Here is a 22,667-nt window from a genome sequence, read left to right as displayed (position 1 = left end):
GGGGGCTCACTCGGGCGCTCACCGGGGGCCGACCAGGTCGTGGAAGGCGCGCTCGTTGCGCTCGGCCCGGCGTACGTAGAGCACCGCCAGCCCCAGCAGCAGCGGGTAGGCCACCAGCCCCAGCACCAGCCACGCCAGCGGCACCCCGAGCAGCCGGGCGCCCTGCAGCCCCGGGACGGTCGCGAACAGCAGCGGCACCAGGCCCAGCGTGAGCGCGAGCAGCGCGAGCACCCCCACCGCCAGCCGCAGTTGGCTGCGGATCAGCGAGCGCATGTAGACCTCGCCGAGCTCGGTCTGGGCGTCGATCTCCGAGGCCACGGAGGTACGCCGTCGCTGCCCCGCCTTCGGGCTGGTGACCCGGACCCGGCGCGGCGGCGGCGCCTCGGTGCTCACGACTCGCCCTGCCGGCTGCGGCGCAGCTGCTCGCGCAAGGTGTGGGTGAGGCGGCGGCTGACCTGCAGCTCGGTGCCGGAGACCAGCACCGAGCAGCGGCCGTCCTCGGAGCGGACCTCGTCGACGTGGTCCAGCGCGACCAGCAGCGAGCGGTGGATGCGCAGGAAGCCGGCGTCGCGCCACCGCTCCTCCAGGGCGGTCAGCGGCATCCGCACCAGGTGGCTGGCGCCGGCGGTGTGCAGCCGGGCGTAGTCGCCCTGCGCCTCGACGTAGAGCACGTCGGAGCGGGCGACGAACCGGGTGACCCCGCCGAGCTCCACCGCGATCTTGTCCTCGGGCGGCACCGAGGGCCCGGTGTCGCGGATCCGCCGCACCGCCTCCCGCAGCCGCTCCTCGCGCACCGGCTTGAGCAGGTAGTCGACCGCGTTCAGGTCGAAGGCCTCCACGGCGTGCTCGGTGTGGGCGGTGACGAACACGACCGGGGGCGGCTCCTTGAACCGCGACAGCACCGCGGCCAGCTCCAGCCCGGTCAGGCCCGGCATCTGCACGTCGAGGATCAGTGCGTCGACCGGGTCGTCCTGCAGCACCCGCAGCGCCTCGGTGGCGGACAGGCAGGTGCGCACCTCGCCGACCCGGTCGTCGCGACCGAGCAGGAACGCCAGCTCCTCGAGGGCGGGCTGCTCGTCGTCGACGACGAGCACCCGCAGCCGGTCGGCGCTCACGGGTGCACCCCCGGCGCGTACTTCGGCACCCGCACCGTCACCTTGGTGCCGGCGCCCGGCGCGGTCTCCACGACCAGGCCGTAGTCGTCGCCGAACGCCGAGCGCAGCCGCTCGTCGACGTTGCCGAGGCCGACCGAGTCCAAGGAGGCGTCGCCGGCCAGGGCGCGGCGCACCCGGTCCGGGGACTCGCCCACGCCGTCGTCCTCGATCGAGATCACCGCCTCGCGGTCGGCGTCCTCGGCCAGGATCGTGATGCTGCCGCCCTCGGCCTTGCCGGCCAGCCCGTGGCGTACGGCGTTCTCCACGAGCGGTTGGAGCGAGAGCACCGGCACGCTGACCGGGAGCACCTCCGGCGCGATCCGCAGCGTCACCCTGAGCCGGTCGCCGAAGCGCGCCTGCTCCAGGACCAGGTAGCGCTCGATCGAGCGGAGCTCCTCCTCCAGGGTGGTGTACTCCCCGAGCCGCTGGAAGGAGTAGCGGGCGAAGTCGGCGAAGTCCAGCAGCAGCTCGCGGGCGCGCACCGGGTCGGTGCGCACGAACGAGGCGATCGCGGTCAGGCTGTTGTAGATGAAGTGCGGCGAGATCTGGGCGCGCAGGGCCCGCAGCTCGGCCTCGGCGAGCCGGGTGCGGGACGCCTCGAGCTCTCCGAGCTCCAGCTGCCCGGAGACCCAGCCGGCCAGCTCGGAGGTGGCCTGCACCAGGCCGGCCGAGGCGCCGGAGCTGTAGACCTGCAGGGTGCCGACCACCCGCTCCTCCACGGTCAGCGGCGCGACCACCGCGTGCCTCGTCCCGCAGGCGGGGTCGTCGCAGGCGAACGTCCGATGGGGGTGGACGGTCGTGGATCCGGCGGCCACGCCGTGCCGCGCGAGCTCGCCGGCGTGCCGGGCGTGCCCGGCGCCCACCCCGTCCCAGGCCAGCAGCGCCTCGGTGTCGGTGAGCGCGGCCGCGGCGGTGCCCAGCAGCGAGCGCAGGTGGCGCACCGACTGCTCGGCCGAGCGTTGGTTGAGCCCGCCGCGCAGGGCGGTGGTGGTCAACGAGGCGGTGTGCAGGATGCGGAAGGTCTCCCGGTCCGCCTCGGTGCCGAGGTGGCCAGGCCGCAGCCACCGCCATCGCGCCATGGCGTCAGCCTAGGGCGTGCCTCTTCGGGGGGAGGCCGTTTGCGGCCCGGGGCGGTGTGGGTACGGAACCGCCGATCGCTCAGGAGGTGGTAGGCATGGCCGGTCCCGACGGACCGATCCCGGAACGGGTGGCACTCAGGCCGCTGGCGAACCCGCTGCCGGTGGGTTTCCTCGCGCTGGCGGTGGTGAGCACGACCTACGCCGGCGTGCAGCTCGGCTGGCTGCCGACCAGCCAGTCGCGGATCGCGGCGTACGTCGCGCTGGGCCTCGCGGCGCCGCTGCAGCTGGTCGCGGCGGTGATGGGGTTCTGGGGCCGGGACCCGGTCGCGGCCACCGGGCTGTCGCTGCAGTCCGGCCTGTGGGCGCTCGCCGGCGTGGTCACCCTGGCCACGCCGCCCGGCTCCACCGTGGCCGCGTTCGGCCTGGTCCACGTGTGCCTCGGGCTGGCGCTGCTGGTCCCGGCCGCGAACGCGACCGGCAAGCGCGTGGCGATGGCCGTCTTCGCCACGACCGCGACCCGGTGCTTCCTGCTCGCCGCCTACGAGCTGGGGGCCGGCCCCGGCTGGCAGACCACTGCGGGGATCGTCGGCCTGTTCCTCGGCGCGCTGGCCTGGTACGCCGCGCTGGCGTTCGAGCTGGAGGCCACCCACGGCAGGGCGGTGCTGCCGGTCGGGCGCCCCGCCCCGGTCACGCCGCAGGGCCAGCCGGGAGTCCGCGCCCGGCTGTAGCGGCGTCGGCCCGGCGGGGTCCGGTGGCCCGGCCTGCCCGCCGATCTCGCGGTGGCCGAGCCCCGGGAGGCACCCGGATCAGCGGAAGTCGATCAGCAGCATGTCGGTGTCGGTGCCGTCGGAGACCGACTCCTCGACGGCCTCCGGCGCCTCCGAGGCGGGCCCGTCGACCGGTGCGGCCCGCCGGGCGGGCCCCGGGCCGCTGTCCGGGCTCGTGTCCGGCTCGCCCGGCTCCTCCGGGTGGTCGGGAGCGGCGGCGGGTCGCTTCTGGTCGAGCACCTTGGTGCGGAAGCAGCGCGCCTCGTAGGGCAGCTGCATGCCGTCCATCCCGCGGCCGAAGTCGTCGTAGAAGGCGACCACCTCGGCCAGCTTGGCCGCCCGGGCCTCCTCGTCGAGGACGGCGACGTTGGACCGGGAGAGCACGAGCTGCTGGATCGACTGTCGGTCCACGGTCTGCCAGAAGCGGTACGTCGCGTCCTCGACGAACCCGAACAGGGCCGAGCGCACCAGCGGCTCGGCGGGCTCGCGCAGCTGGTCCTGGGTGCCGATGAGGCCGCCGAGGCGCCGCACCCACGGGATCCGCTCGTCGCGCTGGTTCCACACCACCGCCAGCCGGCCGCCCTGCTTCAGCACCCGGGCGATCTCGGGGAGCGCCCGGTCGAGGTCGAACCAGTGGAACGCCTGGGCGCAGACCACGACGTCGACCGAGGCGTCCGGCAGCGGCAGTTCCTCGGCGGCGGCCACCGAGGTGCGCACGTCGGGCAGGTCGCGGCGCAACACCGCGAGCATCGCCTCGTCGGGGTCGGTCGCGTGGACGTCGTGCCCGAGGGCGACCAGCTGGGCGGTCAGCTTGCCGGTGCCGGCACCGAGCTCGAGCACGGTCGCCGGGTCCTCGCCGGCCAGCCAGGCGGCCGCCTCCCGCGGATAGGACGGCCGGCCCCGGTGGTAGGCCTCGACGACCGAGCCGAAGGAGCGGGCCGGGTCGGTCGGCCCGCCGGTCGGGGGGTGCTGCGGCGCGTCGTTCATCACCGCTCACGGTACCGGCTGGGGTGCGGCCGTCCGGGCAGCCGGTGCGGGCCTCTAGATTGCCCCGCATGACCACCGATCCGCTGGCGTGGCTGACCGACCTGGAGGGCGTCCCCTCGGCGTACGCCGCGGCCCGGGACGGGATCGACGTGATGCTCCGGGACCGCGGGCTGCGCCGCACCTCCCCGGAGACGACCGCCGAGTCGCTGCTGCGCGGCGCGCACGCGAGCGCGGTGCTCGAGGGGTCGACGAGCACGCTCGCGCAGGTGCGGGACGGGCAGGCCGACGAGGCCGCCCGCGCCGCGGTCCGGCTCTCGACCGAGCTGCTCGGGCTGTCCCCGCTGCTGGCCCGCTCGCCGCTGCAGGCGCTGGCCCGGCTGCACGCGGTGGCCGCGGCCGGGTCGCTGCCCGAGGAGCGCCTGGGCCGGCCGCGCGACGCGGACGCGGCGGACCGATTGCGGACCCTGGCCGGGCTGCTGATCGCCGACACCTCGGCGCCGGCGCTGCTGGTGGCCGCGGTCGTGCACGCCGACCTGGCGACCGCCGCGCCGTTCCCCTCCCACAACGGCCTGGTGGCGCGGGCCGCGGAGCGGCTGGTGCTGGTGGCCCGCGGCGTGGACGAGAAGTCGCTGGTGGTCCCCGAGGCCGGGCACCTGGCGCTGCGCCCGGCGTACGAGTCGAACCTGCGGGGGTACGCCGGCGGCGGCACCGCGGGCGTGCACGCGTGGCTGCTCTACGCGGCCGAGGCGTACGCCGCGGGCGCCGAGGCCAGCCCGTTGCGCCGGTCGGCGCAGTAGCCCCGCCGGGCGGCCCAGTAGCCCTGGTCGGCGCGCGAGCGCCGAGGAGCGGTGAGGCCGCGGACATGCGAGCGGCACCCGGTTCTCGAGAGATCCGGATGCCGCCGCTGACACGTGACTCCGATGGCTACCAAGCGTGCATCAGCAACTGCTGCCCCGGGACTTCCCCGGTGTGGCAAGCGCCCTATCGGAAGGGTGGATCGCCGCGTGGGTACCTCGGCTCACGTGCTGCTCTCTTGACTTCTGACCCCGTTTCTACGCCGCTTGGCGGGCGGGTTCAAGGGTTGACATTTCCGCCCGGTGGTGGGGGTCAGGCGTCCAGGCGACGTCGCCGGGCATTGGCCCAGACCATGCTGCCGACGGCGACCACCCCGCCGACGGCCAGCGCGGCCAGCGTCGGCTTCGCGGGCGGGAGGGGCACCCGGCCCTGCAGCGCCACCGGCTTGGTGAAGACCAGCACCGGCCAGCCGTTGGTGGTGGCGATCCGGCGCAGCTCCCGGTCCGGGTTGACCGCGTGCGGGTGGCCCACCGCCTCGAGCATGTGCACGTCGGTCACCGAGTCGCTGTAGGCGTAGCTGTGCTCGAGGTCGTAGCCCTCGCGCTCGGCGAGCTCGCGGATCGCGCGCGCCTTCTCCTCCGCGTAGGCGTAGTACTCGATCTGGCCGGTGTAGCAGCCCTCGGCGATCTCCATCCGGGTCGCGACCACCCGGTCGGCGCCGAGCATCTCGCCGATCGGGCCGACGACCTCGGTGCCGGAGGTGGAGACGATCACGACGTCGCGGCCGGCCAGGTGGTGCTCCTCGATCAGCGACACGGCCTCGTCGTAGACCAGCGGGTCGACGACGTGGTGCAGCGTCTCCGCGACGATCTCGCGGACCGTCGCGACGTCCCAGCCGGCGCACAGCTGCGACATGAACTGCCGCATCTTCTCCATCTGGTCGTGGTCGGCCCCGCCCACGAGGTAGACGAACTGGGCGTAGGCCGAGCGCAGCACCGCGCGTCGCGAGATCAGCCCGCCCGCCTGGAAGGGTCGGCTGAACGCGAGCGTGCTCGACTTGGCGATGATCGTCTTGTCGAGATCGAAGAAGGCCGCGGTCGGGCGGGACGCCATGGGCTCATCGTAGGAGGCCGGAGGCTGGGCACTCGGGCGGCCCGCGTGTCGTCCACAGCCGCCCTTCCCGCGGCGTTCTCCCCAACCGTCGCGACCGCTGGTGGCCGCCGACCGCCTCGCCGGGCAGCCTGCCCGTCATGACCTCTCCGCTGTTCGTGACCCGCGACCCGGCGCTGCTCGACGAGCTGCTGCGCCTGGCGGCCGCCGCCGGCGTCTCCCCGGACGTGGCCGACGACGCGGCCGCCGCGCTGCGCGGCTGGGCCGCAGCGCCGCTGGTGGTGGTCGGCGCCGACCTGGCGGGGCAGCTGGCCGCGGTCGCGCCGCCGCGCCGGGCGGCCGTGCACCTCGCCGGCTGGTCGCCGGTGTCCCCCGACCTGTTCCGACTCGCGGTCGAGGTGGGTGCCGAGAGCGTGACGACGTTGCCCGACGCCGCGGCCTGGCTGGTGGAGCGGCTGACCGACCTCGGCGACCCCGAGGCCGCGCGTGGGCTGCTGCTCGGCGTCGCCGGGGGCGCCGGGGGCGCCGGCGCCACCACCTTCGCGTGCGCGCTGGCGCAGGTGGCCGCGCGCACCGGACCCGCGCTCGTCGTGGACGCCGACCCGCTGGGGCCGGGGGTGGACCGGGTGCTGGGCCTGGAGAGCCGCGAGGGGATCCGCTGGGACGCGCTCAGCCAGACCACCGGCCGGCTCAGCGCCCGGTCGCTGCGCGACGCGGTGCCCCGGCGCGACGGGGTCGGCGCGCTGACGTGGTACGCCGGGGCGACCGCCGCGCTGGACGCCCGGGCGGTCCGCGAAGCGCTCTCGGCGGCCCGGCGCGGGCACGACACCGTGGTGGTGGACCTGCCGCGCGCCTCCGACGCGCTGGTCGACGAGGTGGTCGCCCGCTGCGACCGGCTGCTGGTGCTGGTGGTGCCCACGGTCGCGGGGGTCGCGTCCGCGGCCCGGCTGTGCGCGCGGTTCGCCGACGCCACCCACGTGGCGCTGGTGCTCCGGGGTCGCGGCATCGACCCGGGGGAGGTGGCCCGGGTGGCCGGGACGCCGGTGCTGGCGCGGATGGCTGACCAGCGCGGGCTGGCCGAGACCATCGACCTCGGCCTGGGGCCGGTGCGCTCGTGGCGCGGTCCGCTGGGGCGGGCCGCGGCGGAGGTGCTGGAGTCCGTCGTGCGCCCGCGGGTCGCCGCGTGACGTCCGCGGAGCCCGGGCCGGGGGCGGGCCGCGCCGGCCCGGTCGGGCTCACCGACCTCACCGACCTCGCCGACCTCGAGTCGGTGCGGGAGCGGCTGGCCCGGGAGCCGGGCGAGCTCACGCCGCACCGGGTGGCCCGGGCGCTGCGGGAGAGCGGGCGACCGGTGGGGGACGCCACCGTGCTGGCCGTCTACGAGGCGCTGCGCCGCGACGTGGTCGGCGCCGGGCCGCTGGAGCCGCTGCTGCGGACCCCGGGGGTCACCGACGTGGTGGTCAACGGTCCGGGGTCGGTCTACCTCGACCGGGGCGCAGGGCTGGAACGCACCGACGTCCGGTTCTCTGACGAGGCGGCGGTCCGTCGGCTCGCCCAGCGGCTGGCGGCCGCCGGCGGCCGGCGGCTCGACGACGCCACGCCGTACGTCGACCTCCGTCTGCCCGACGGCACCCGCTTCCACGCGGTGCTGGCCCCGGTCGCCCGCCCCGGGACGCTGCTGTCGCTGCGGGTGCCCCGGGCCCGCGGGTTCACGCTGCCGCAGCTGCTCGCCGCCGGGGCGCTCACCCCCGAGGGTGTGCGGCTGCTCGAGGCGGTGGTCGCGGGCCGGCTGGCGTTCCTGGTCAGCGGGGGCACTGGCACCGGCAAGACCACGCTGCTCGCCGCGCTGCTGTCGCTGGTGGACCCCGCCGAGCGCCTCGTGCTCGTGGAGGACTCCGGTGAGCTCCGGCCCCAGCACCCGCACGCGGTGGCGCTGGAGGGCCGGCCGGACAACGTCGAGGGGGCGGGCGGGATCGACCTGCGCACGCTGGTGCGCCAGGCGTTGCGGATGCGGCCGGACCGGCTCGTCGTGGGCGAGGTGCGCGGCCCCGAGGTCGTCGAGCTGCTGGCCGCCATGAACACCGGGCACGAGGGCGGCTGCGGCACCCTGCACGCCAATTCCGCGGTCGACGTGCCCGCCCGGGTGGAGGCGCTGGCCCTCGCGGCCGGCCTGGGGCGGGCCGCCGCCCACAGCCAGCTCGCCTCGGCGGTGGACGTGGTGCTTCACCTGGCCCGGTCCCGGGACGGCACGCGCCGGCTGGCCGAGGTGGCGGTGCCGGAGCGGGGCAGCGACGGGCTGGTGCGGATGCGGGTCGCGGTCGCGTTCGGTGCCGACGGCCGCGCCGTCCCCGGCCCGGCGGTCGAGGCCCTCACCGACCGGCTCTGCGCGTGATCCTCCTCGCGGCCGGCCTGGCTGCGGTCGCCGCCTGGCTGCTGGTGCCGGGCCGGCCGCGGGCGACCCGCGGGGGGCCGGCTCCGGGGCCCGGTCACCCCGCGTCGGCGGGGTCGGTGGTCCTGGCGGCCGGCTTCCTCGCGGTGCTGGTGGTGGACCGACCGACCCTCGGGGTGCTGGCGGCGGTGGCGGGCGGGGGCGTGGCGGGCGCGTCGGCGCTGCTGCGGCAGCGGGCGCGACGGCGCGCGGCCACCCGGGTCTCCGGGCTGGTGCTGGAGTCGTGCGAGCTGATCGCCGCGGAGCTCGGGGCGGGCCTCCCGCCCGGGCGCTGCCTGGACCGCGCGGCCCGGGTGTGGCCCCCGCTGGCGGCGGTCGCCGAGGCGTTCCGGATGGGCGCCGACGTGCCGGGTGCGTTCCGGCAGGTGGCCGAGCTGCCCGGTGCCGGCGACCTGCGCCTGGTCGGTGCCGCCTGGCAGGTCGCCCACCGGACCGGCCAGGGGCTCGCCGACACCGTGCAGGCGGTCGCGGCCGACCTGCGCGCCGCCGCGGCCAGCCGCCGGGTCGTCGAGGGCGAGCTGGCCTCGGCCCGGGCCACCGCGCGGCTGGTCGGCGGCCTGCCGCTGCTGGCCCTAGCGATGGGCTCGGGGGCCGGCGGCGACCCGTGGGGCTTCCTGCTCGGCACGCCGCTCGGGCTCGGCTGCCTCGCGGGCGGCCTGGCGCTGGGGCTGGCCGGCCTGGCCTGGATCGAGTCGATCGCCCGGGACGTGGAGCGGCGGTGACCGTCTGGCTCCCGGCGGGGTGCGCGGCCGCGGCCGCGGCCCTCTGCCTCGCGCCGGCCGGTCGCCGGGCGCCCACCCGGGAGCCGCCGGGGCAGCCGGGGCAGCCGGGGCCGGCGGGCGGGGGCTGGATGCGCCGGTTCCGGGCCGTGTGGTGCGTGCTCGGCGGGCTCGGCGCGGTGGTCGTCGTGGGTGGCACGCCCGGCCTGCTGGCGGGCGTGGTGGTGGCCGGGGTCGTCGCCGTGCTGGTCGAGCGCGCCGAGACCCCCGCGCAGCGGCGCACCCGGGCCCTGGTGCGTCGCGACCTGCCGCACCTGGTGACCCTGCTGTCGGCCGCGCTCCGCTCGGGCGCCGCCCCCGCCGAGGCGGCCGCGCTCGCGTGCGCGGCCCTCCCCGGGCCCGCGGCCGACCGGCTCGCCGGCGCGGTGGCTCGGCTGCACGTCGGAGCGGACCCGGTGCAGGTGTGGGAGCGGCTGGGGGAGGACCCGGACCTCGGCCGGCTCGGCCGGGCGCTGGCCCGCTCCCAGGACAGCGGGGCCGCGGTCGTGCCCACGGTCGAGCGGCTGGCGGCCGACCTCGCCGAGCGGGCCCGCGCCGAGACCGAGGAGCGGGCGCGCGCGGTCGGGGTGAAGGCGGCGATCCCGCTGGGCGTGTGCCTGCTCCCGGCGTTCGTGCTGGTCGGCATCGTGCCCCTGGTCGCCGGGCTGCTGGCCTCGCTCCGGCTGTGAGCCGGTGCGGCCCGCGAACCGTCCACCGCGGCGCCTCCCGCGCCGCCCTCCACAGTGGGGTCCGCGGGCCCGGCAGCGGGGCCGTGAAGGGTCGAGAGTCGGGCCGAGCGGCCGCACCGGCGGCCGCCCGACCGGAGGAGAACCGCATGACCCGACCGCACCTCGTCCCCGCCCGTCTCGCCGCCCGTGCCGGTGCCAGGACGGACCGGGGGATCACCACGGCGGAGTATGCCGTCGGCACGGCCGCCGGCGCCGGGCTCGCGGGCCTGCTCTACAAGCTGCTGACCGGCAGCTTCGGTGAGCAGCTGCTGCGCACCCTGTTCGACCACGTGCTCGGGCTGCTGGGCATCGGGTGAGGCCCGGACCGGCGGCGCTCCGCGACGACGCGGGCGCCGCGACCGCCGAGCTGGCCCTGGCGCTGCCGCTGCTGCTCGCGGTGACCGTCGGGCTGGTCTGGCTGCTCTCGGTGGCCTCGGCCGAGCTGCGGGTGGTCGACGCGGCCCGGGAGGCGGCGCGCGCCGCGGCGCGCGGGGAGTCGGCCGCGATCGCCGTCGACCGCGGCCTGGAGGTGGCGCCCGCCGGGAGTCGGATCACCGTGCTGACCCGCGGGGACCGGGTCACGGCGTCGGCGGTCGGCACCGTCGCGGCGCCGGGCGGCCTGTTCGGCTTCCTGCCGGGGGCGACGGTCCGGGCGCGAGCGGTCGCGGCGGTCGAGCCCGCGTCGTGAGGGGCCCGGCGTCCGGAGCCGCCCCTCGGGGCGACCGGGGCTCGGTGAGCCTGTTCGTGGTCGCCTGCCTCGGGGTGCTGCTCCTGGTGGGCGCCGCCCTCGGGGTGGCCGGGGCGATGGTGCGGGCGCACCGGTCCGCCCAGGCCGCGGCCGACCTGGCCGCGCTCGCGGTGGCGTCCGCGCTCGGGCGCGGGGAGCAGCCGTGCGCGGTGGGCGCGGACGTGGCCGCCGCGAACGGCGCCCGGCTGGTCAGCTGCCGGCTGGACGGCCGCACCGCGCGGGTGCGGGTGGTGGTCGCCGGCCCGCACTGGCTCGGCCAGGACGCCGACCTCGCCGCCGAGGCCCGCGCCGGTCCCGCCGGCCCGCCCGGCTGAGCCGGGACCCCGGTGGTGGGGGTGGCGAGTCGTCAGCCGTCGCCGAGCAGCACGTCGAGCAGCCGGACCGCGCCGTCCTTGTCGAGCGGGTTGTTCTGGTTGCCGCACTTGGGCGACTGGATGCACGAGGGACACCCCTCCAGGCACGCGCAGGCCCGGATCGTGTCGCGGGTGGCGGCCAGCCAGGCCCGGGCGGCGTGGAAGCCGCGCTCGGCGAACCCCGCGCCGCCCGGGTGCCCGTCGTAGACGAAGACGGTCAGCCGGCCGGTGTCGGGGTGCACGGCCGTGGAGACCCCGCCGATGTCCCAGCGGTCGCAGGTCGCGAAGAGCGGCAGCAGCCCGATCGAGCAGTGCTCGGCGGCGTGCGCGGCGCCGGGGAGGTCGCGCTCGGCCAGCCCGGCCTCGGCCAGCACGTCCTCGGGGACCGTCCACCACACCGCGCTGGTGCGCAGCGACCGCGGCGGCAGGTCGAGCGGCTCCTCGCCCAGCACGTCGCCGCCGGGCTGGCGGCGCTTGAGGAAGGAGACCACCTGGTGGGTCACGTCGACCTCGCCGAACGAGAGCCGGCAGCCCGCCCAGTCGCGGTGCTCGCGCTCCTGCACGATCGAGATGTCGGTGACCTCGCGGGCCGAGGTGGAGTAGTCCGGCTCGGCCCGCTCGATCACGGCGACGTGCTCGTCGAGGTCGAGCGCGCTCACCAGCCAGCTCTCGCCCCGGTGCACGTAGACCGCGCCGGCGTGGGCGGTGCCGTGGGCGCTGCCGGCGTCGACGGTGCCGACCACCCGGCCGGTGCCGGCCTCCACCAGCTGCACCGGGGACCCGCCGGTGGACCGGATGTCGGCCAGGTCGGCGGCCCGTCGGCGGTCGGTCCAGAACCACCCGCGCGGTCGCCGCCGCAGCAGCCCGCCCTCGGTGAGCGCGTCGACCACCTCGCGGGCGGTGGGGCCGAACAGCGCGAGGTCGGCCTCGGTGAGCGGACGCTCCTGCGCCGCCGCGCACAGGTGCGGGCCGAGGACGTAGGGGTTCGAGGGGTCGAAGACCGTCGCCTCGACCGGCTGGTCGACGATCGCCTCGGGGTGGGTGACCAGGTAGGTGTCCAGTGGGTCGTCCCGCGCCACCAGCACGCCGAGCGCGTCGCCGGCGCCCCGCCCGGCCCGGCCCAGCTGCTGCCACAGCGCCGCCCGGGTGCCGGGGAAGCCGGCCATCAGCACCGCGTCGAGGCCGCTGATGTCGATGCCGAGCTCGAGCGCGTTGGTGGCGGCGAGGCCGCTGAGCTCACCCGAGCGCAGGGCCTGCTCGATGGCTCGGCGCTCCTCGGGCAGGTAGCCGCCGCGGTACGACGCGACCGGGGCCGGCAGCGCCGGGTCGACCTCGGCGAGCAGGGCCGCGGTGGTCATCGCCACCTGCTCGGCGCCCCGACGGGAGCGGACGAAGGCCAGGGTGCGGACCCCCTCGGCGACGAGGTCGGCGAGCAGGTCGGCGGTCTCCGAGGAGGCGGCCCGGCGCACCGGGGCGCCGTTCTCGCCGTGACCCGGGCCGAGCGGGGGTTCCCACATCGCCAGGGCCACCTCGCCCCGCGGCGAGCCGTCGCCGGTCACCGCCAGCACGTCGTCGCCGATCAGCCGTCGGGCGGCCACCTCGGGCTCGGCGACCGTGGCGGAGGCGAGCACGAAGGTCGGGTGCGCGCCGTACGCCGCGCAGATCCGCCGCAGCCGGCGCAGCACGTGGGCCACGTGCGCCCCGAACACGCCGCGGTAGTGGTGGCACTCGTCGACCACGACGTAGGCCAGCGAGCCCAGGAACCGGGCCCAGCGGGCGTGACCGGGCAGCAGCGAGCGGTGCAGCATGTCGGGGTTGGAGAGGACGTACTCCGCGTGGTCGCGCGCCCAGTCGCGCTGCTCGCGGGAGCTGTCGCCGTCGTGGGTGGTGACCCGGACGTCGAGGTCGAGGGCCTGCAGCCCGGCGAGCTGGTCCTGGGCGAGGGCCTTGGTGGGCGCCAGGTAGAGCACGGTCGCGCCGCGCCGCCCCCGGTCGCCCCGCGCCTCCCGGAGCGCGGTCAGGGCCGGCAACTGGTAGGCCAGCGACTTGCCGGAGGCGGTCCCGGTGGCCAGGACGACGTGCTGGCCGGCGTGGGCCGCCTCGGCCGCGAGCACCTGGTGGTGCCACGGCTGGCGGACGCCGCGTCGCTCGAACGCCGTGACCACCTCCGGCGCGGCCCAGTCCGGCCACGGCAGGTGCCGCGCCTCGCGCCGGGGCAGCAGCTCGAGGTGGGTGAGCCGGCCCTCGCGGCCGGGCACGGCGGCGAGTCGCCCGACCAGCTCGCCCATGCTGCGCGGGCCGGTCCGCACCGCCGCCTGCACCCCACCGTCCACCTCGTCAGTGTCGCAAAGGGCCCCGACACCGGGCGGCGCGCGTCGACAAAGGTCCCGGCATCTTGTGCGCTCCGGCACTCCGCGTGGTTTCATTGAGGTCGGTCGACCTGCGCGCTTGCCCGCCCGCTAGGCTCGGCGCCGACTACCAGTGCTGTTTGGGAGAATGACGTGGACCTGACTCTTGCGACGCGCGAGATCGATGGGAAGACCATCGTTGCCGTCGGGGGCGAGATCGACGTCTACACGGCGCCCAAGCTCCGGGACAAGATCACCGAGCTCGTCGCCGCCGGCGTCTATGACCTCGTCATCGACATGGAGGACGTCGAGTTCCTCGACTCGACCGGCCTCGGCGTGCTCGTGGGCGGCCTGAAGAAGGTCCGTGCCCACGACGGCTCGCTGCAGCTGGTGTGCAACCAGGACCGGCTGCTGAAGATCTTCCGGATCACCGGCCTGGCCAAGGTCTTCGTGATCCACGAGTCGGCCGACGCCGCGCTCGCCGGCAACTGACCCGCAACTGACCCGGTAGCCGACCCGCGCCCCGACGTACGCCGGAGTCCGGCGACCCGACGAACCCGCCGCCCCGTGCGGCGGGTTCGCGCATTTCCGGGCCCGCCGCGGCCCTCTGTGAGCCGGCACCCGCGACGCGCCGTGTGGGCCGGGTCACAACTTCGTGCTGTCCTACGGCCATTCGTGCGTAGACTCCCCGCAAGTTCGTGATCTGTATCACTCCCTGAGCTCGCAGGAGGAACACATGGCGGGGATCCAACCCTTCGTCGTGGACCTCTCCGGTGGCAACCTCGTGCTGGTCATCGTCGTCGCACTGATCGCGCTCGGCGCGCTCGCGATGGCGGCGATGTTCCGTCAAGAGGTCCTGGCCGCCGGTGAAGGCACCGACAACATGAGGAACATCGCCCAGGCGGTGCAGGAGGGTGCCAACGCGTACCTGACGCGACAGTTCCGGACGCTCGCGGTCTTCGCCGGCGTCGCGTTCTTCGCCCTGCTCGCGCTCCCCGCCGACGACATGACGGTCCGGATCTTCCGGTCGGTCTTCTTCCTGGTCGGCGCCGGCTTCTCCGGCGCGGTCGGCTACCTCGGCATGTCGCTGGCGGTCCGCGCCAACCTGCGGGTCGCCGCGGCGGCCAACGAGACCGGCCGTGACCCGGCCATGCACATCGGCTTCCGCACCGGGGCCATGGTCGGCATGCTCACCGTCGGCCTCGGGCTGCTCGGGGCCAGCATCGTCGTGCTGCTCTTCCAGGACCAGGCGCCCAAGGTGCTGGAGGGGTTCGGTTTCGGCGCCGCGCTGCTCGCGATGTTCATGCGGGTCGGCGGCGGCATCTTCACCAAGGCCGCCGACGTGGGCGCCGACCTGGTGGGCAAGGTCGAGCAGAACATCCCCGAGGACGACCCGCGCAACGCCGCGACCATCGCCGACAACGTCGGTGACAACGTCGGCGACTGCGCCGGCATGGCCGCCGACCTGTTCGAGTCGTACGCCGTCACCCTGGTCGCCGCGCTGATCCTCGGGTCGCAGGCCTTCGGGGACAAGGGCCTGGTCTTCCCGCTGCTGATCCCGGCGATCGGTGCGCTGACCGCGGTCGCCGGCGTCTACCTGTGCAAGCCGCGTGCCGGGGAGAACGGCCTGAAGACGATCAACCGGGCCTTCTACATCTCGGCCGCGATCGCCGCGGTCGCCTCGGTCGTGCTGTCCTTCGTCTACCTGCCGACCTCGTTCACCGCGCTCTCCGGAGTCGGCCGGAACACCCTGGACCAGCTCTTCGGTGGCCAGCCGAACGGCAACCCGGCACTCATCGCCTCGATCGCCGTCGTGATCGGCATCGTCATGTCGGCCGGCATCCTCGCCCTGACCGGCTACTTCACCGGCACCGAGCACCGTCCGGTCAAGGACGTGGGCAAGACGTCGCTGACCGGCGCCGCCACGGTCATCCTGTCCGGCCTGTCGGTCGGCTTCGAGTCCGCGGTCTACACGACCCTGGTCATCGCCGCGGCCGTGTTCGGTGCCTTCCTGCTCGGCGGCGTCTCGCTGACCGTCTCGCTGTTCGCGGTCTCCCTCGCCGGCTGCGGACTGCTGACCACGGTCGGGGTCATCGTCGCGATGGACACCTTCGGCCCGGTCTCCGACAACGCCCAGGGCATCGCCGAGATGTCCGGCGACGTGCACGCCGAGGGTGCGCAGATCCTCACCGAGCTCGACGCGGTCGGCAACACCACCAAGGCGATCACCAAGGGCATCGCGATCGCGACGGCCGTGCTCGCGGCCACCGCGCTCTTCGGCTCCTACTCCACCTCGGCGTTCGAGGCGCTCGCCAAGGCCCGGCCGACGAGCCAGGAGTTCAACGTCTCGGACTTCTTCGTGTTCAACCCGGCCGTCCTGGTCGGCGTGCTGCTGGGCGCGGCCGTGGTCTTCATGTTCTCCGGGCTGGCGATCAACGCGGTCGGGCGGGCGGCCGGTGCCGTGGTGTTCGAGGTGCGCCGCCAGTTCCGCGAGATCCCGGGGATCATGGAGGGCACCGGTCGTCCGGAGTACGGCAAGGTCGTCGACATCGTCACCAAGGACTCACTGCGCGAGCTGGTCACGCCGGGCATCCTGGCCGTCCTCGCCCCGGTGGCGGTCGGCTTCGGCCTCGGCGTCACGTCACTGGCCGGCTTCCTCGCCGGGGCGATCGGCACCGGCACCCTGATGGCGGTCTTCCTGGCCAACTCCGGTGGCGCCTGGGACAACGCCAAGAAGCTGGTCGAGGACGGCCACCACGGCGGCAAGGGCTCGGACGCGCACGCCGCCACGGTCATCGGCGACACCGTCGGCGACCCTTTCAAGGACACCGCCGGGCCGGCCATCAACCCGCTGATCAAGGTGATGAACCTGGTCTCGCTGCTGATCGCCAGCGCGGTGGTCTCCATGGGCGTCGGCAAGGACCAGAACGACGCGCTGCGGATCGTCATCGCGGTCATCGCCGTCGTGATCATCGCGGTCGCGGTCTACGTGTCCAAGCAGCGGGAGGTGGCCATCGGCGGGGCCGACGACGGCGGGCCGCCGCCCCCGGCGACGCCCGTGACCGGTGCGGCCGACCACGAGGCGGCCCTCACCCGGCCGCGGGCGTACGTGCCCGACACCCCGCCGCCGCCCCGGCCGCCTGCCGCTGGCCCGCCGAGCACCGACCCGGCACCGACCCAGCGGTTCGAGCCCCCGGCGCACTGAGACGCGCCGACCCGGGCCCCGCTGCGACGGCCCGTCCGAGGACCTCCTCGGGCGGGCCGTCGTCGTCCACGGGGTCAGCCGCGCACGACCACCTGGACCCGCGCCGTCGGGTAGCGCACGCCCGGCCGGAACCAGCGGTGGTAGTGCCGGGTCAGCGCGAGCAGGTCCTGCGGCGCCATCTTCACGCAGCCGTGCGAGCGGTAGTCGTTGATGCGCGGGTACTCCCACCGGCACACCTGGTCGCCCCGCCGGTCGGCGCAGGGCCGGTTGTGGGCACCGGTCTCGGTGTGGATGAACAGGTCGGTGCGCACGGTGCCGTTGCGGCAGGCCTTGTTCCCCAGGAAGAACACCCGGCCCTTGATCAGGTTGCCGCGGTAGTCGTCGTACTGGACGAAGGAGTAGTGCCCGTCGGGCAGCCAGCCCTGGTCGTGCACGCACTCGTCGGTCGTCGCCGGCCCCCCGAACCCCGAGCCGGCTCGCCAGGCGGCGTGGTCGACGAGCCGCCACCGGCCGCCGGGGCCCTGCCGCCACGCTCGCCACTCGACCCGGCTCCGGAACGGATGGTGGGCGTCCTTGGCGAAGACGATCCGGGCCCGGACCGGGGCCGACGCGGGGGTGTCGGCGTGGGCGTCGGCGCGGGTCGCGGCCGCCGGGCGGCCGGTCACCGCGAGCACCGCGGCCACCGTGACCAGCGCGACCAGGACGACCAGCGCGGCGCCGGGGGTCGCGGCGCTCGGGCGAGGTGTGACGGGTGAGGTCATGGCTGATTGAAGCACCGTCCTCCTCTAGGGTCGGCACAATGACCGACAGCGACCTCCCCCAGCGGCTGCGGTTCGCCCTCACCGCGGCCGGGTTCACCTACGACGCGGTGGCCGAGACCCTCGGGCCGCTGGCCCACCACGCCCTGGCCCGCAACGAGACGACCCCCGGCCTGCGCGCCACCACGGGCGGCTCCCCGCTCGAGACGCTGGTGCGGCTCTTCCTGCTGCAGGCACCGGTGCCGCTCGCGGCCGCGGAAGCGGCGCTGCCCGGGCTCGTCGACCGGATGGCCGTCGAGGGCCTGCTCGAGCAGGGCGTCGGCGAGGTCGCCGCCCGGATGGACGTGCGGCCCTACGCCACGGGCGAGGAGGGCGGGGACCGGGACCTGTGGGTGGTCAGCGACCTGACCCCCGGCCTGGACGGCCTGCCGGCGCGGGTCGGCGCCGACCACGTGCTCGGGATCAGCTCGGCGTCGACCTCGTTGGCCCAGCTCACGCTGCGGGAGCCCGTCGGGCGCTCGCTCGACCTCGGCACCGGCTGCGGCGTGCAGGCCCTGCACCTGGCCCGGCACAGCCGCCGGGTCGTCGCCACCGACGTGAACCCGCGCGCCCTGTGGACCGCCCGCTTCAACACGGCGCTCAACGAGGTGGCCGACCGGGTGGAGGTCCGCGACGGGTCGTTCTTCGAGCCGGTGCGCGGCGAGGAGTACGACCTGATCGCCACCAACCCGCCGTTCGTGATCTCGCCGGCCACCGGCGAGCGGCTGGTCTACCGCGACTCCGGGCTGCCCGGCGACCGGGTGGTCGAGGACATCGTGCGCACCGCCCCGCGGCACCTGGTCGAGGGCGGGTGGGCGCAGGTGCTCGCGAACTGGGTGATCAGCCGGGACCGGCCCTGGGACGACCGGCTGGCCTCGTGGGTGGACGCGGACGCGGACGCCTGGGTGGTGCAGCGCGAGGTGCTGGACCCCGCGGCGTACGTCGAGCTGTGGCTCAAGGACGCCGGGCTGCACGGCGCCGCCGACTACCCGGCCCGCTACGACACCTGGCTGTCGTGGTTCGAGGAGCAGGGGGTCGAGGGCATCGGCTTCGGCTGGATCAACCTGCGTCGCCGGGCCGGCTCGGCCGCCGGCGCGCCGGTGCGCGAGCTCCTCGAGTGGCCCTACGACGTCGAGCAGCCGATCGCGCCGGCGCTGCGGTCGTGGGCGGCCGCCTCGGACGTCGAGGTGCACACCGGCGCGCGGCTGGTGGTGCGTCCCGACGTGCAGCAGGAGACGCTCGGGGCTCCCGGGGCCGAGGACCCGGAGGTGGTCGTGCTGCGCCAGCAGCGGGGGCTGCGCCGGGCGCGCCGGGTCGACACCGTGGAGGCGGCCCTGGTCGGCGCCTGCGACGGCGAGCTGAGCGTCGGTCAGATCCTCGACGCGGTCGCCCAGCTGCTCGACCGGGACCCGGCGGCGACCCGGGAGGCCTACCTCCCGGCCGTGCGCGAGCTGGTCCTCGAGGGCTTCCTTGAGGGGCTGTCCCGGGGCTGACCGGGGGCTGACCGGGCTCAGGCGGCCCGGGCCTCGGCGTCGCGGGCCGCCTCCGCCCGGCGCCGGACCGCGACCAGCTGCGCGCGGGTGGTCGACGTGAGCAGGTCGGCCCTGCCCAACGGCAGCAGCGTGGGGGCGCCGTCGGGGCGCGAGCGCTGGTCCTCGCCGCAGGAGCGGTAGCCGACCAGCGCCCGCCGCACCACGGCGCCGTAGGTCGAGGGCGAGGGGTGGAGGTCCAGGGCGTCCTTCAGCAGGCCGATCCGCAGCCCACCCTGGGGGTGGAAGCAGCCGTTGGCCTTGCCGACCGCCCAGCAGATGCCGCCCGCGAGGTGGGCCGCGGTCGGCGCGTGCCTGACCGTGTCGGGGTCCTCCTGCCACAGCCGCAGCAGCGCCCGCCGGAACGCGACCAGGTCCTCGGGCGAGAACCAGCGTTCGGCCACCGCGGCGAGCAGGTCGTGGGCCGCCTCGAGCCGGCCGTGATCCCCGGGCTCGAGGTCCGGCGGGGGCGCCCAGCCGTCGTCGCTCAGCGGCTCGGCGTCCAGGGCCCGGACCGCGGCCGGGCCGCCGCACACGCCGGCGAGCCAGTCCAGCGCGCGTTGCCAGCGCGGGGTCGGTGGCGGAGCAGGCGGCCGCCGCTCGGCGTCGAACCGGTCGGCGTGCGGCTGCCAGCGGGTGCCCCGGACGGGTTCGGTCCAGACGTCCACGAGCCGGCCGTCCACCAGCACCAGGTGCGTGAGGCGGTCCAGCACGGTCCGGTCGGTGAGCGCCCCGACCTCGTACGCCGGGTCGTGGCGCCACCACGGGTAGTCGCCGGCGTAGGTCTCGTCGTACATGTCAGGTCCTCCGCGTGGGTCCGGTGGGGGTGCGGCCCCTACGCTGGCACGACTGGCCGGTCTCGCGCCGGCGTCATCCACAGCCCATCGGCAGGGGCCGGGGCGCCCGGTGACCGGCACCGGCGACCGGCACCGGTGACGCTCACGACGACCGTCTGTGGGGCAGTGTCGGGAATGGCTGCACGGTGGGACGCGCTACCGTGATCGGCCGTGGGCCCGGACGACCGGGTCCGCAGCGCAGCAGCGAGCAGGAGAAGGAAGCACACGTGGCACACAAGTTGGTGATCGTCGAGTCCCCGGCGAAGGCCCGCACGATCGGCGGGTACCTCGGGCAGGGGTACGTCGTCGAGTCCTCCATCGGCCACATCCGCGACCTCCCGCAGAGCGCGGCGGACACCCCGGCCAAGATCAAGGACAAGCCGTGGGGCCGGCTCGCCGTCGACGTGGACCACGGCTTCGAGCCCTACTACGTGGTTCCCCGCGACAAGCGGGCGCACATCTCCAAGCTCAAGTCCCTGCTCAAGGACGCCGACGAGCTCTACCTCGCCACCGACGAGGACCGCGAGGGCGAGGCGATCGCCTGGCACCTGCTCGACGAGCTCAAGCCCAAGGGCATCCCGGTCAAGCGGATGGTCTTCCACGAGATCACCAAGCCGGCGATCCAGGCGGCCGCGGCGAACCCTCGCGAGCTCGACATGGACCTGGTCGAGGCGCAGGAGGCCCGCCGGATCCTCGACCGGCTCTACGGCTACGAGGTCAGCCCGGTGCTGTGGAAGAAGGTCATGTCCGGGCTCTCCGCCGGCCGCGTGCAGTCGGTCGCCACCCGGCTGGTCGTCGACCGCGAGCGCGAGCGGATGCGGTTCCGCCTCGCGTCGTACTGGGACCTCGAGGGCACCTTCGACGCCGGCAGCAAGCACGAGCAGCGGATGTTCCCCGCCCGGATCCACAGCGTCGACGGCGCCCGGGTCGCGCGGGGCTCGGACTTCGGCCCCGACGGGCTGCTGAAGTCCTCCGCCGCCGGCAAGGTGGTCCACCTCGACCGCAGTCGCGCCGAGGCGCTCGCCGCCGGGCTCGAGGACACCACCTACGAGGTCCGCTCGGTCGAGGCCAAGCCCTATCGGCGCTCGCCGTACGCGCCGTTCCGCACCACCACGCTGCAGCAGGAGGCCAGCCGCAAGCTCGGCATGAGCGCCTCGGTGACGATGTCGGTGGCGCAGCGGTTGTACGAGAACGGCTTCATCACCTACATGCGAACCGACTCCACGACGCTCTCCGACGCCGCGGTCGGCGCGGCCCGGGCGCAGGTGCGCGAGCTGTACGGCGCGGAGTACGTGCCGGACGCGCCGCGCGTCTACGCCTCGAAGGTGAAGAACGCCCAGGAGGCGCACGAGGCGATCCGCCCCGCCGGCGACACCTTCCGCACGCCGGCGCAGACCGGTCTGACCGGGGAGCAGTTCCGGCTCTACGAGCTGATCTGGATGCGCACCGTCGCCTCGCAGATGAAGGACGCGGTCGGCCAGTCCGTGACCATCCGCCTCGGCGGCCGGGCGCAGACCCCGGCGGGCGGGCCGGGCGAGGACGTGGTCTTCTCCGCGAGCGGCCGGGTGATCACCTTCCACGGGTTCTTGAAGGCCTACGTCGAGGGCACCGACGACGCGTCGACCGCGAAGGACGACGCGGAGACCCGGCTCCCGGCCCTGGAGGAGGGCGACGCGGTCTCGGCCGCCTCGGTGACCGCCTCGGGCCACGAGACCAAGCCGCCGGCGCGCTACACCGAGGCCACGCTGATCAGGGAGCTCGAGGAGCGGGAGATCGGCCGGCCCTCGACGTACGCCTCGATCATCGGGACGATCCTCAACCGCGGCTACGTCTACAAGAAGGGCACCGCGCTGGTGCCGGCGTGGCTGGCGTTCTCGGTGATCCGGCTGCTGGAGGAGCACTTCCCGCGCCAGATCTCCTACGAGTTCACCGCGCAGATGGAGGACGTGCTCGACGAGATCGCGGCCGGGCGCAAGGAGCGCAACACCGAGCTCGCGGAGTTCTACTTCGGCTCCGGCGACGTCGAGGGGCTCAAGAAGCTCGTCGACGAGCTCGGCGAGATCGACGCCCGCGAGCTGGCGACCTTCCCGGTCGGGGACGCCGAGTCCGGCATCCACCTGCGGGTGGGCCGCTACGGGCCGTACCTAGAGGGGCCCGACGACGACGGCACGGCGTTCGCCCGGCGCGCGAACGTGCCCGACGACCTGCCGCCCGACGAGCTGACCGTGGCCAAGGCCAAGGAGCTGCTGGCGAACCCGGCGGGCGAGGAGATCGCCCTCGGCAGCCACCCCGAGACCGGGCTGGAGGTCGTGGCCAAGAACGGCCGGTTCGGGCCGTACGTCACCGAAGTGCTGCCCGAGGACGCCCCCAAGAATGCCAAGCCGCGCACCGGCTCGCTGTTCAAGTCGATGTCGCTGGACACCGTCACCCTCGACGACGCGGTCAAGCTGCTCTCGCTGCCGCGGGTCGTCGGCGCGGCCGAGGACGGCGAAGAGATCACCGCCCAGAACGGCCGCTACGGGCCGTACCTGAAGAAGGGCAGCGACTCCCGCTCGCTGGCCTCCGAGGACCAGCTGCTCTCGATCACCCTCGACGAGGCGCTGAAGATCTACGCCCAGCCCAAGCAGCGCGGCCGGGCGGCCGCCGCCGCCCCGCTCAAGGAGCTCGGCAACGACCCGGTCTCCGGGCAGCCGGTGGTCGTGAAGGCCGGTCGCTTCGGGGAGTACGTCACCGACGGGGAGTACAACGCCACCCTCCGCAAGGAGGACTCGGTGGAGTCGGTCACGATCGAGCGGGCCGCCGAGCTGCTCGCCGAGCGTCGGGCCAAGGGCCCGGCCAAGAAGGCGGCCAAGAAGGGCGCGAAGAAGACCGCGGCGAAGAAGACGACGAAGAAGTCGGCCGCGAAGAAGACGACGAAGAAGGCCGCGGCCAAGAAGTCGTGAGCCGGCCCGTGCGCTGCGGCGGACACCGCGCGCGGGCTCGGCCCCGGCCGGGCCGCTGTGGACCGGGGCGGCCACGCCGTCG

Annotated in this window: 21 protein-coding genes; 13 read left to right on the top strand and 8 right to left on the bottom strand. The window is 75.4% G+C overall.

Going from position 1 to position 22,667, the window contains the following annotated elements:
* Positions 1-18 precede the first annotated feature (18 nt).
* The 3 genes from BJZ21_RS18580 to BJZ21_RS18570 are packed head-to-tail and all read right to left on the bottom strand — an operon-like array spanning position 19 to position 2,233.
* Positions 19-393, bottom strand: a complete 375-nt coding sequence (locus BJZ21_RS18580; RefSeq protein WP_179665118.1) for a DUF485 domain-containing protein — start codon at positions 391-393, stop codon at positions 19-21.
* Positions 390-1,115: a response regulator gene (locus tag BJZ21_RS18575; protein WP_179665117.1), complete on the bottom strand. Its 726-nt coding sequence runs from the start codon at positions 1,113-1,115 to the stop codon at positions 390-392. The genes BJZ21_RS18580 and BJZ21_RS18575 overlap by 4 nt, the downstream gene beginning before the upstream one ends.
* Positions 1,112-2,233: a sensor histidine kinase gene (locus tag BJZ21_RS18570; protein WP_179665116.1), complete on the bottom strand. Its 1,122-nt coding sequence runs from the start codon at positions 2,231-2,233 to the stop codon at positions 1,112-1,114. The genes BJZ21_RS18575 and BJZ21_RS18570 overlap by 4 nt, the downstream gene beginning before the upstream one ends.
* A 95-nt stretch (positions 2,234-2,328) precedes the next feature.
* Here BJZ21_RS18570 and BJZ21_RS18565 point away from each other — a divergent pair, with 95 nt between their 5' ends.
* On the top strand, positions 2,329-2,961 hold the full coding sequence (locus BJZ21_RS18565) for an acetate uptake transporter family protein (protein ID WP_179665115.1): 633 nt from the start codon (positions 2,329-2,331) through the stop codon (positions 2,959-2,961).
* Positions 2,962-3,039: 78 nt separating this feature from the next.
* Here BJZ21_RS18565 and BJZ21_RS18560 read toward each other — a convergent pair whose 3' ends face one another.
* The gene (locus tag BJZ21_RS18560; RefSeq protein ID WP_179665114.1) at positions 3,040-3,987 is read right to left on the bottom strand and encodes a class I SAM-dependent methyltransferase; all 948 of its coding nucleotides are present in this window, start codon (positions 3,985-3,987) and stop codon (positions 3,040-3,042) included.
* Positions 3,988-4,055: 68 nt separating this feature from the next.
* On the opposite strand from BJZ21_RS18560, the gene BJZ21_RS18555 reads away from it, so the two are divergent.
* A complete protein-coding gene (locus BJZ21_RS18555) occupies positions 4,056-4,784 on the top strand; it encodes a Fic family protein (protein WP_179665113.1) in 729 nt (242 codons plus the stop codon).
* Between the two features lie 310 nt (positions 4,785-5,094).
* Here BJZ21_RS18555 and BJZ21_RS18550 read toward each other — a convergent pair whose 3' ends face one another.
* Complete coding sequence (locus BJZ21_RS18550) at positions 5,095-5,895, bottom strand: HAD family hydrolase (RefSeq protein WP_179665112.1); 801 nt, start codon at positions 5,893-5,895, stop codon at positions 5,095-5,097.
* A gap of 137 nt (positions 5,896-6,032) precedes the next feature.
* Here BJZ21_RS18550 and ssd point away from each other — a divergent pair, with 137 nt between their 5' ends.
* The 7 genes from ssd to BJZ21_RS18515 all read left to right on the top strand — a co-directional run bounded on the left by ssd (position 6,033) and on the right by BJZ21_RS18515 (position 10,889).
* Positions 6,033-7,079: a septum site-determining protein Ssd gene (ssd, locus tag BJZ21_RS18545; protein WP_179665111.1), complete on the top strand. Its 1,047-nt coding sequence runs from the start codon at positions 6,033-6,035 to the stop codon at positions 7,077-7,079.
* 83 nt (positions 7,080-7,162) lie between these two features.
* Entirely contained in the window at positions 7,163-8,284 is a 1,122-nt protein-coding gene (locus BJZ21_RS18540; RefSeq protein ID WP_425490542.1) for a TadA family conjugal transfer-associated ATPase, read from the top strand.
* Positions 8,281-9,063, top strand: a complete 783-nt coding sequence (locus BJZ21_RS21870) for a type II secretion system F family protein (protein WP_179665109.1) — start codon at positions 8,281-8,283, stop codon at positions 9,061-9,063. Before BJZ21_RS18540 ends, BJZ21_RS21870 begins: the two co-directional genes overlap by 4 nt.
* Positions 9,060-9,788, top strand: a complete 729-nt coding sequence (locus tag BJZ21_RS18530) for a type II secretion system F family protein (RefSeq protein ID WP_343052221.1) — start codon at positions 9,060-9,062, stop codon at positions 9,786-9,788. Before BJZ21_RS21870 ends, BJZ21_RS18530 begins: the two co-directional genes overlap by 4 nt.
* A 146-nt stretch (positions 9,789-9,934) precedes the next feature.
* Positions 9,935-10,144, top strand: coding sequence for a DUF4244 domain-containing protein (locus tag BJZ21_RS18525; RefSeq protein WP_179665108.1), 210 nt, complete (start codon positions 9,935-9,937; stop codon positions 10,142-10,144).
* On the top strand, positions 10,141-10,515 hold the full coding sequence (locus BJZ21_RS18520; RefSeq protein ID WP_179665107.1) for a TadE family type IV pilus minor pilin: 375 nt from the start codon (positions 10,141-10,143) through the stop codon (positions 10,513-10,515). Before BJZ21_RS18525 ends, BJZ21_RS18520 begins: the two co-directional genes overlap by 4 nt.
* A 44-nt stretch (positions 10,516-10,559) precedes the next feature.
* Entirely contained in the window at positions 10,560-10,889 is a 330-nt protein-coding gene (locus BJZ21_RS18515) for an Rv3654c family TadE-like protein (protein ID WP_343052220.1), read from the top strand.
* A 32-nt stretch (positions 10,890-10,921) separates the two neighbouring features.
* On the opposite strand, the gene BJZ21_RS18510 is transcribed toward BJZ21_RS18515, so the two are convergent.
* Positions 10,922-13,261 (bottom strand): DEAD/DEAH box helicase, encoded by a 2,340-nt coding sequence (locus BJZ21_RS18510; RefSeq protein ID WP_425490528.1) that lies wholly within the window; start codon positions 13,259-13,261, stop codon positions 10,922-10,924.
* 168 nt (positions 13,262-13,429) lie between these two features.
* Between BJZ21_RS18510 and BJZ21_RS18505 the strand changes: the two genes are divergently transcribed.
* Both BJZ21_RS18505 and BJZ21_RS18500 read left to right on the top strand, forming a co-directional pair.
* Complete coding sequence (locus BJZ21_RS18505) at positions 13,430-13,768, top strand: anti-sigma factor antagonist (protein WP_179665105.1); 339 nt, start codon at positions 13,430-13,432, stop codon at positions 13,766-13,768.
* Between the two features lie 244 nt (positions 13,769-14,012).
* Positions 14,013-16,481 (top strand): sodium-translocating pyrophosphatase, encoded by a 2,469-nt coding sequence (locus BJZ21_RS18500; protein ID WP_179665104.1) that lies wholly within the window; start codon positions 14,013-14,015, stop codon positions 16,479-16,481.
* 74 nt (positions 16,482-16,555) lie between these two features.
* On the opposite strand, the gene BJZ21_RS18495 is transcribed toward BJZ21_RS18500, so the two are convergent.
* Positions 16,556-17,242 (bottom strand): hypothetical protein, encoded by a 687-nt coding sequence (locus BJZ21_RS18495; RefSeq protein ID WP_179665103.1) that lies wholly within the window; start codon positions 17,240-17,242, stop codon positions 16,556-16,558.
* Between the two features lie 38 nt (positions 17,243-17,280).
* On the opposite strand from BJZ21_RS18495, the gene BJZ21_RS18490 reads away from it, so the two are divergent.
* On the top strand, positions 17,281-18,771 hold the full coding sequence (locus BJZ21_RS18490; protein WP_179665102.1) for a DUF7059 domain-containing protein: 1,491 nt from the start codon (positions 17,281-17,283) through the stop codon (positions 18,769-18,771).
* A gap of 17 nt (positions 18,772-18,788) precedes the next feature.
* Here BJZ21_RS18490 and BJZ21_RS18485 read toward each other — a convergent pair whose 3' ends face one another.
* Positions 18,789-19,604 (bottom strand): hypothetical protein, encoded by an 816-nt coding sequence (locus tag BJZ21_RS18485; protein WP_179665101.1) that lies wholly within the window; start codon positions 19,602-19,604, stop codon positions 18,789-18,791.
* A 266-nt stretch (positions 19,605-19,870) separates the two neighbouring features.
* Here BJZ21_RS18485 and topA point away from each other — a divergent pair, with 266 nt between their 5' ends.
* Complete coding sequence (gene topA, locus BJZ21_RS18480) at positions 19,871-22,585, top strand: type I DNA topoisomerase (protein WP_179665100.1); 2,715 nt, start codon at positions 19,871-19,873, stop codon at positions 22,583-22,585.
* Positions 22,586-22,667: the final 82 nt, after the last annotated feature.

It is taken from the genome of Nocardioides panaciterrulae (assembly GCF_013409645.1).
Classification (GTDB): Bacteria; Actinomycetota; Actinomycetes; order Propionibacteriales; family Nocardioidaceae; genus Nocardioides; species Nocardioides panaciterrulae.
The sequence above is the reverse complement of the archived record's forward strand: the minus strand, read 5'-3'. Positions and strand labels throughout refer to the sequence as shown.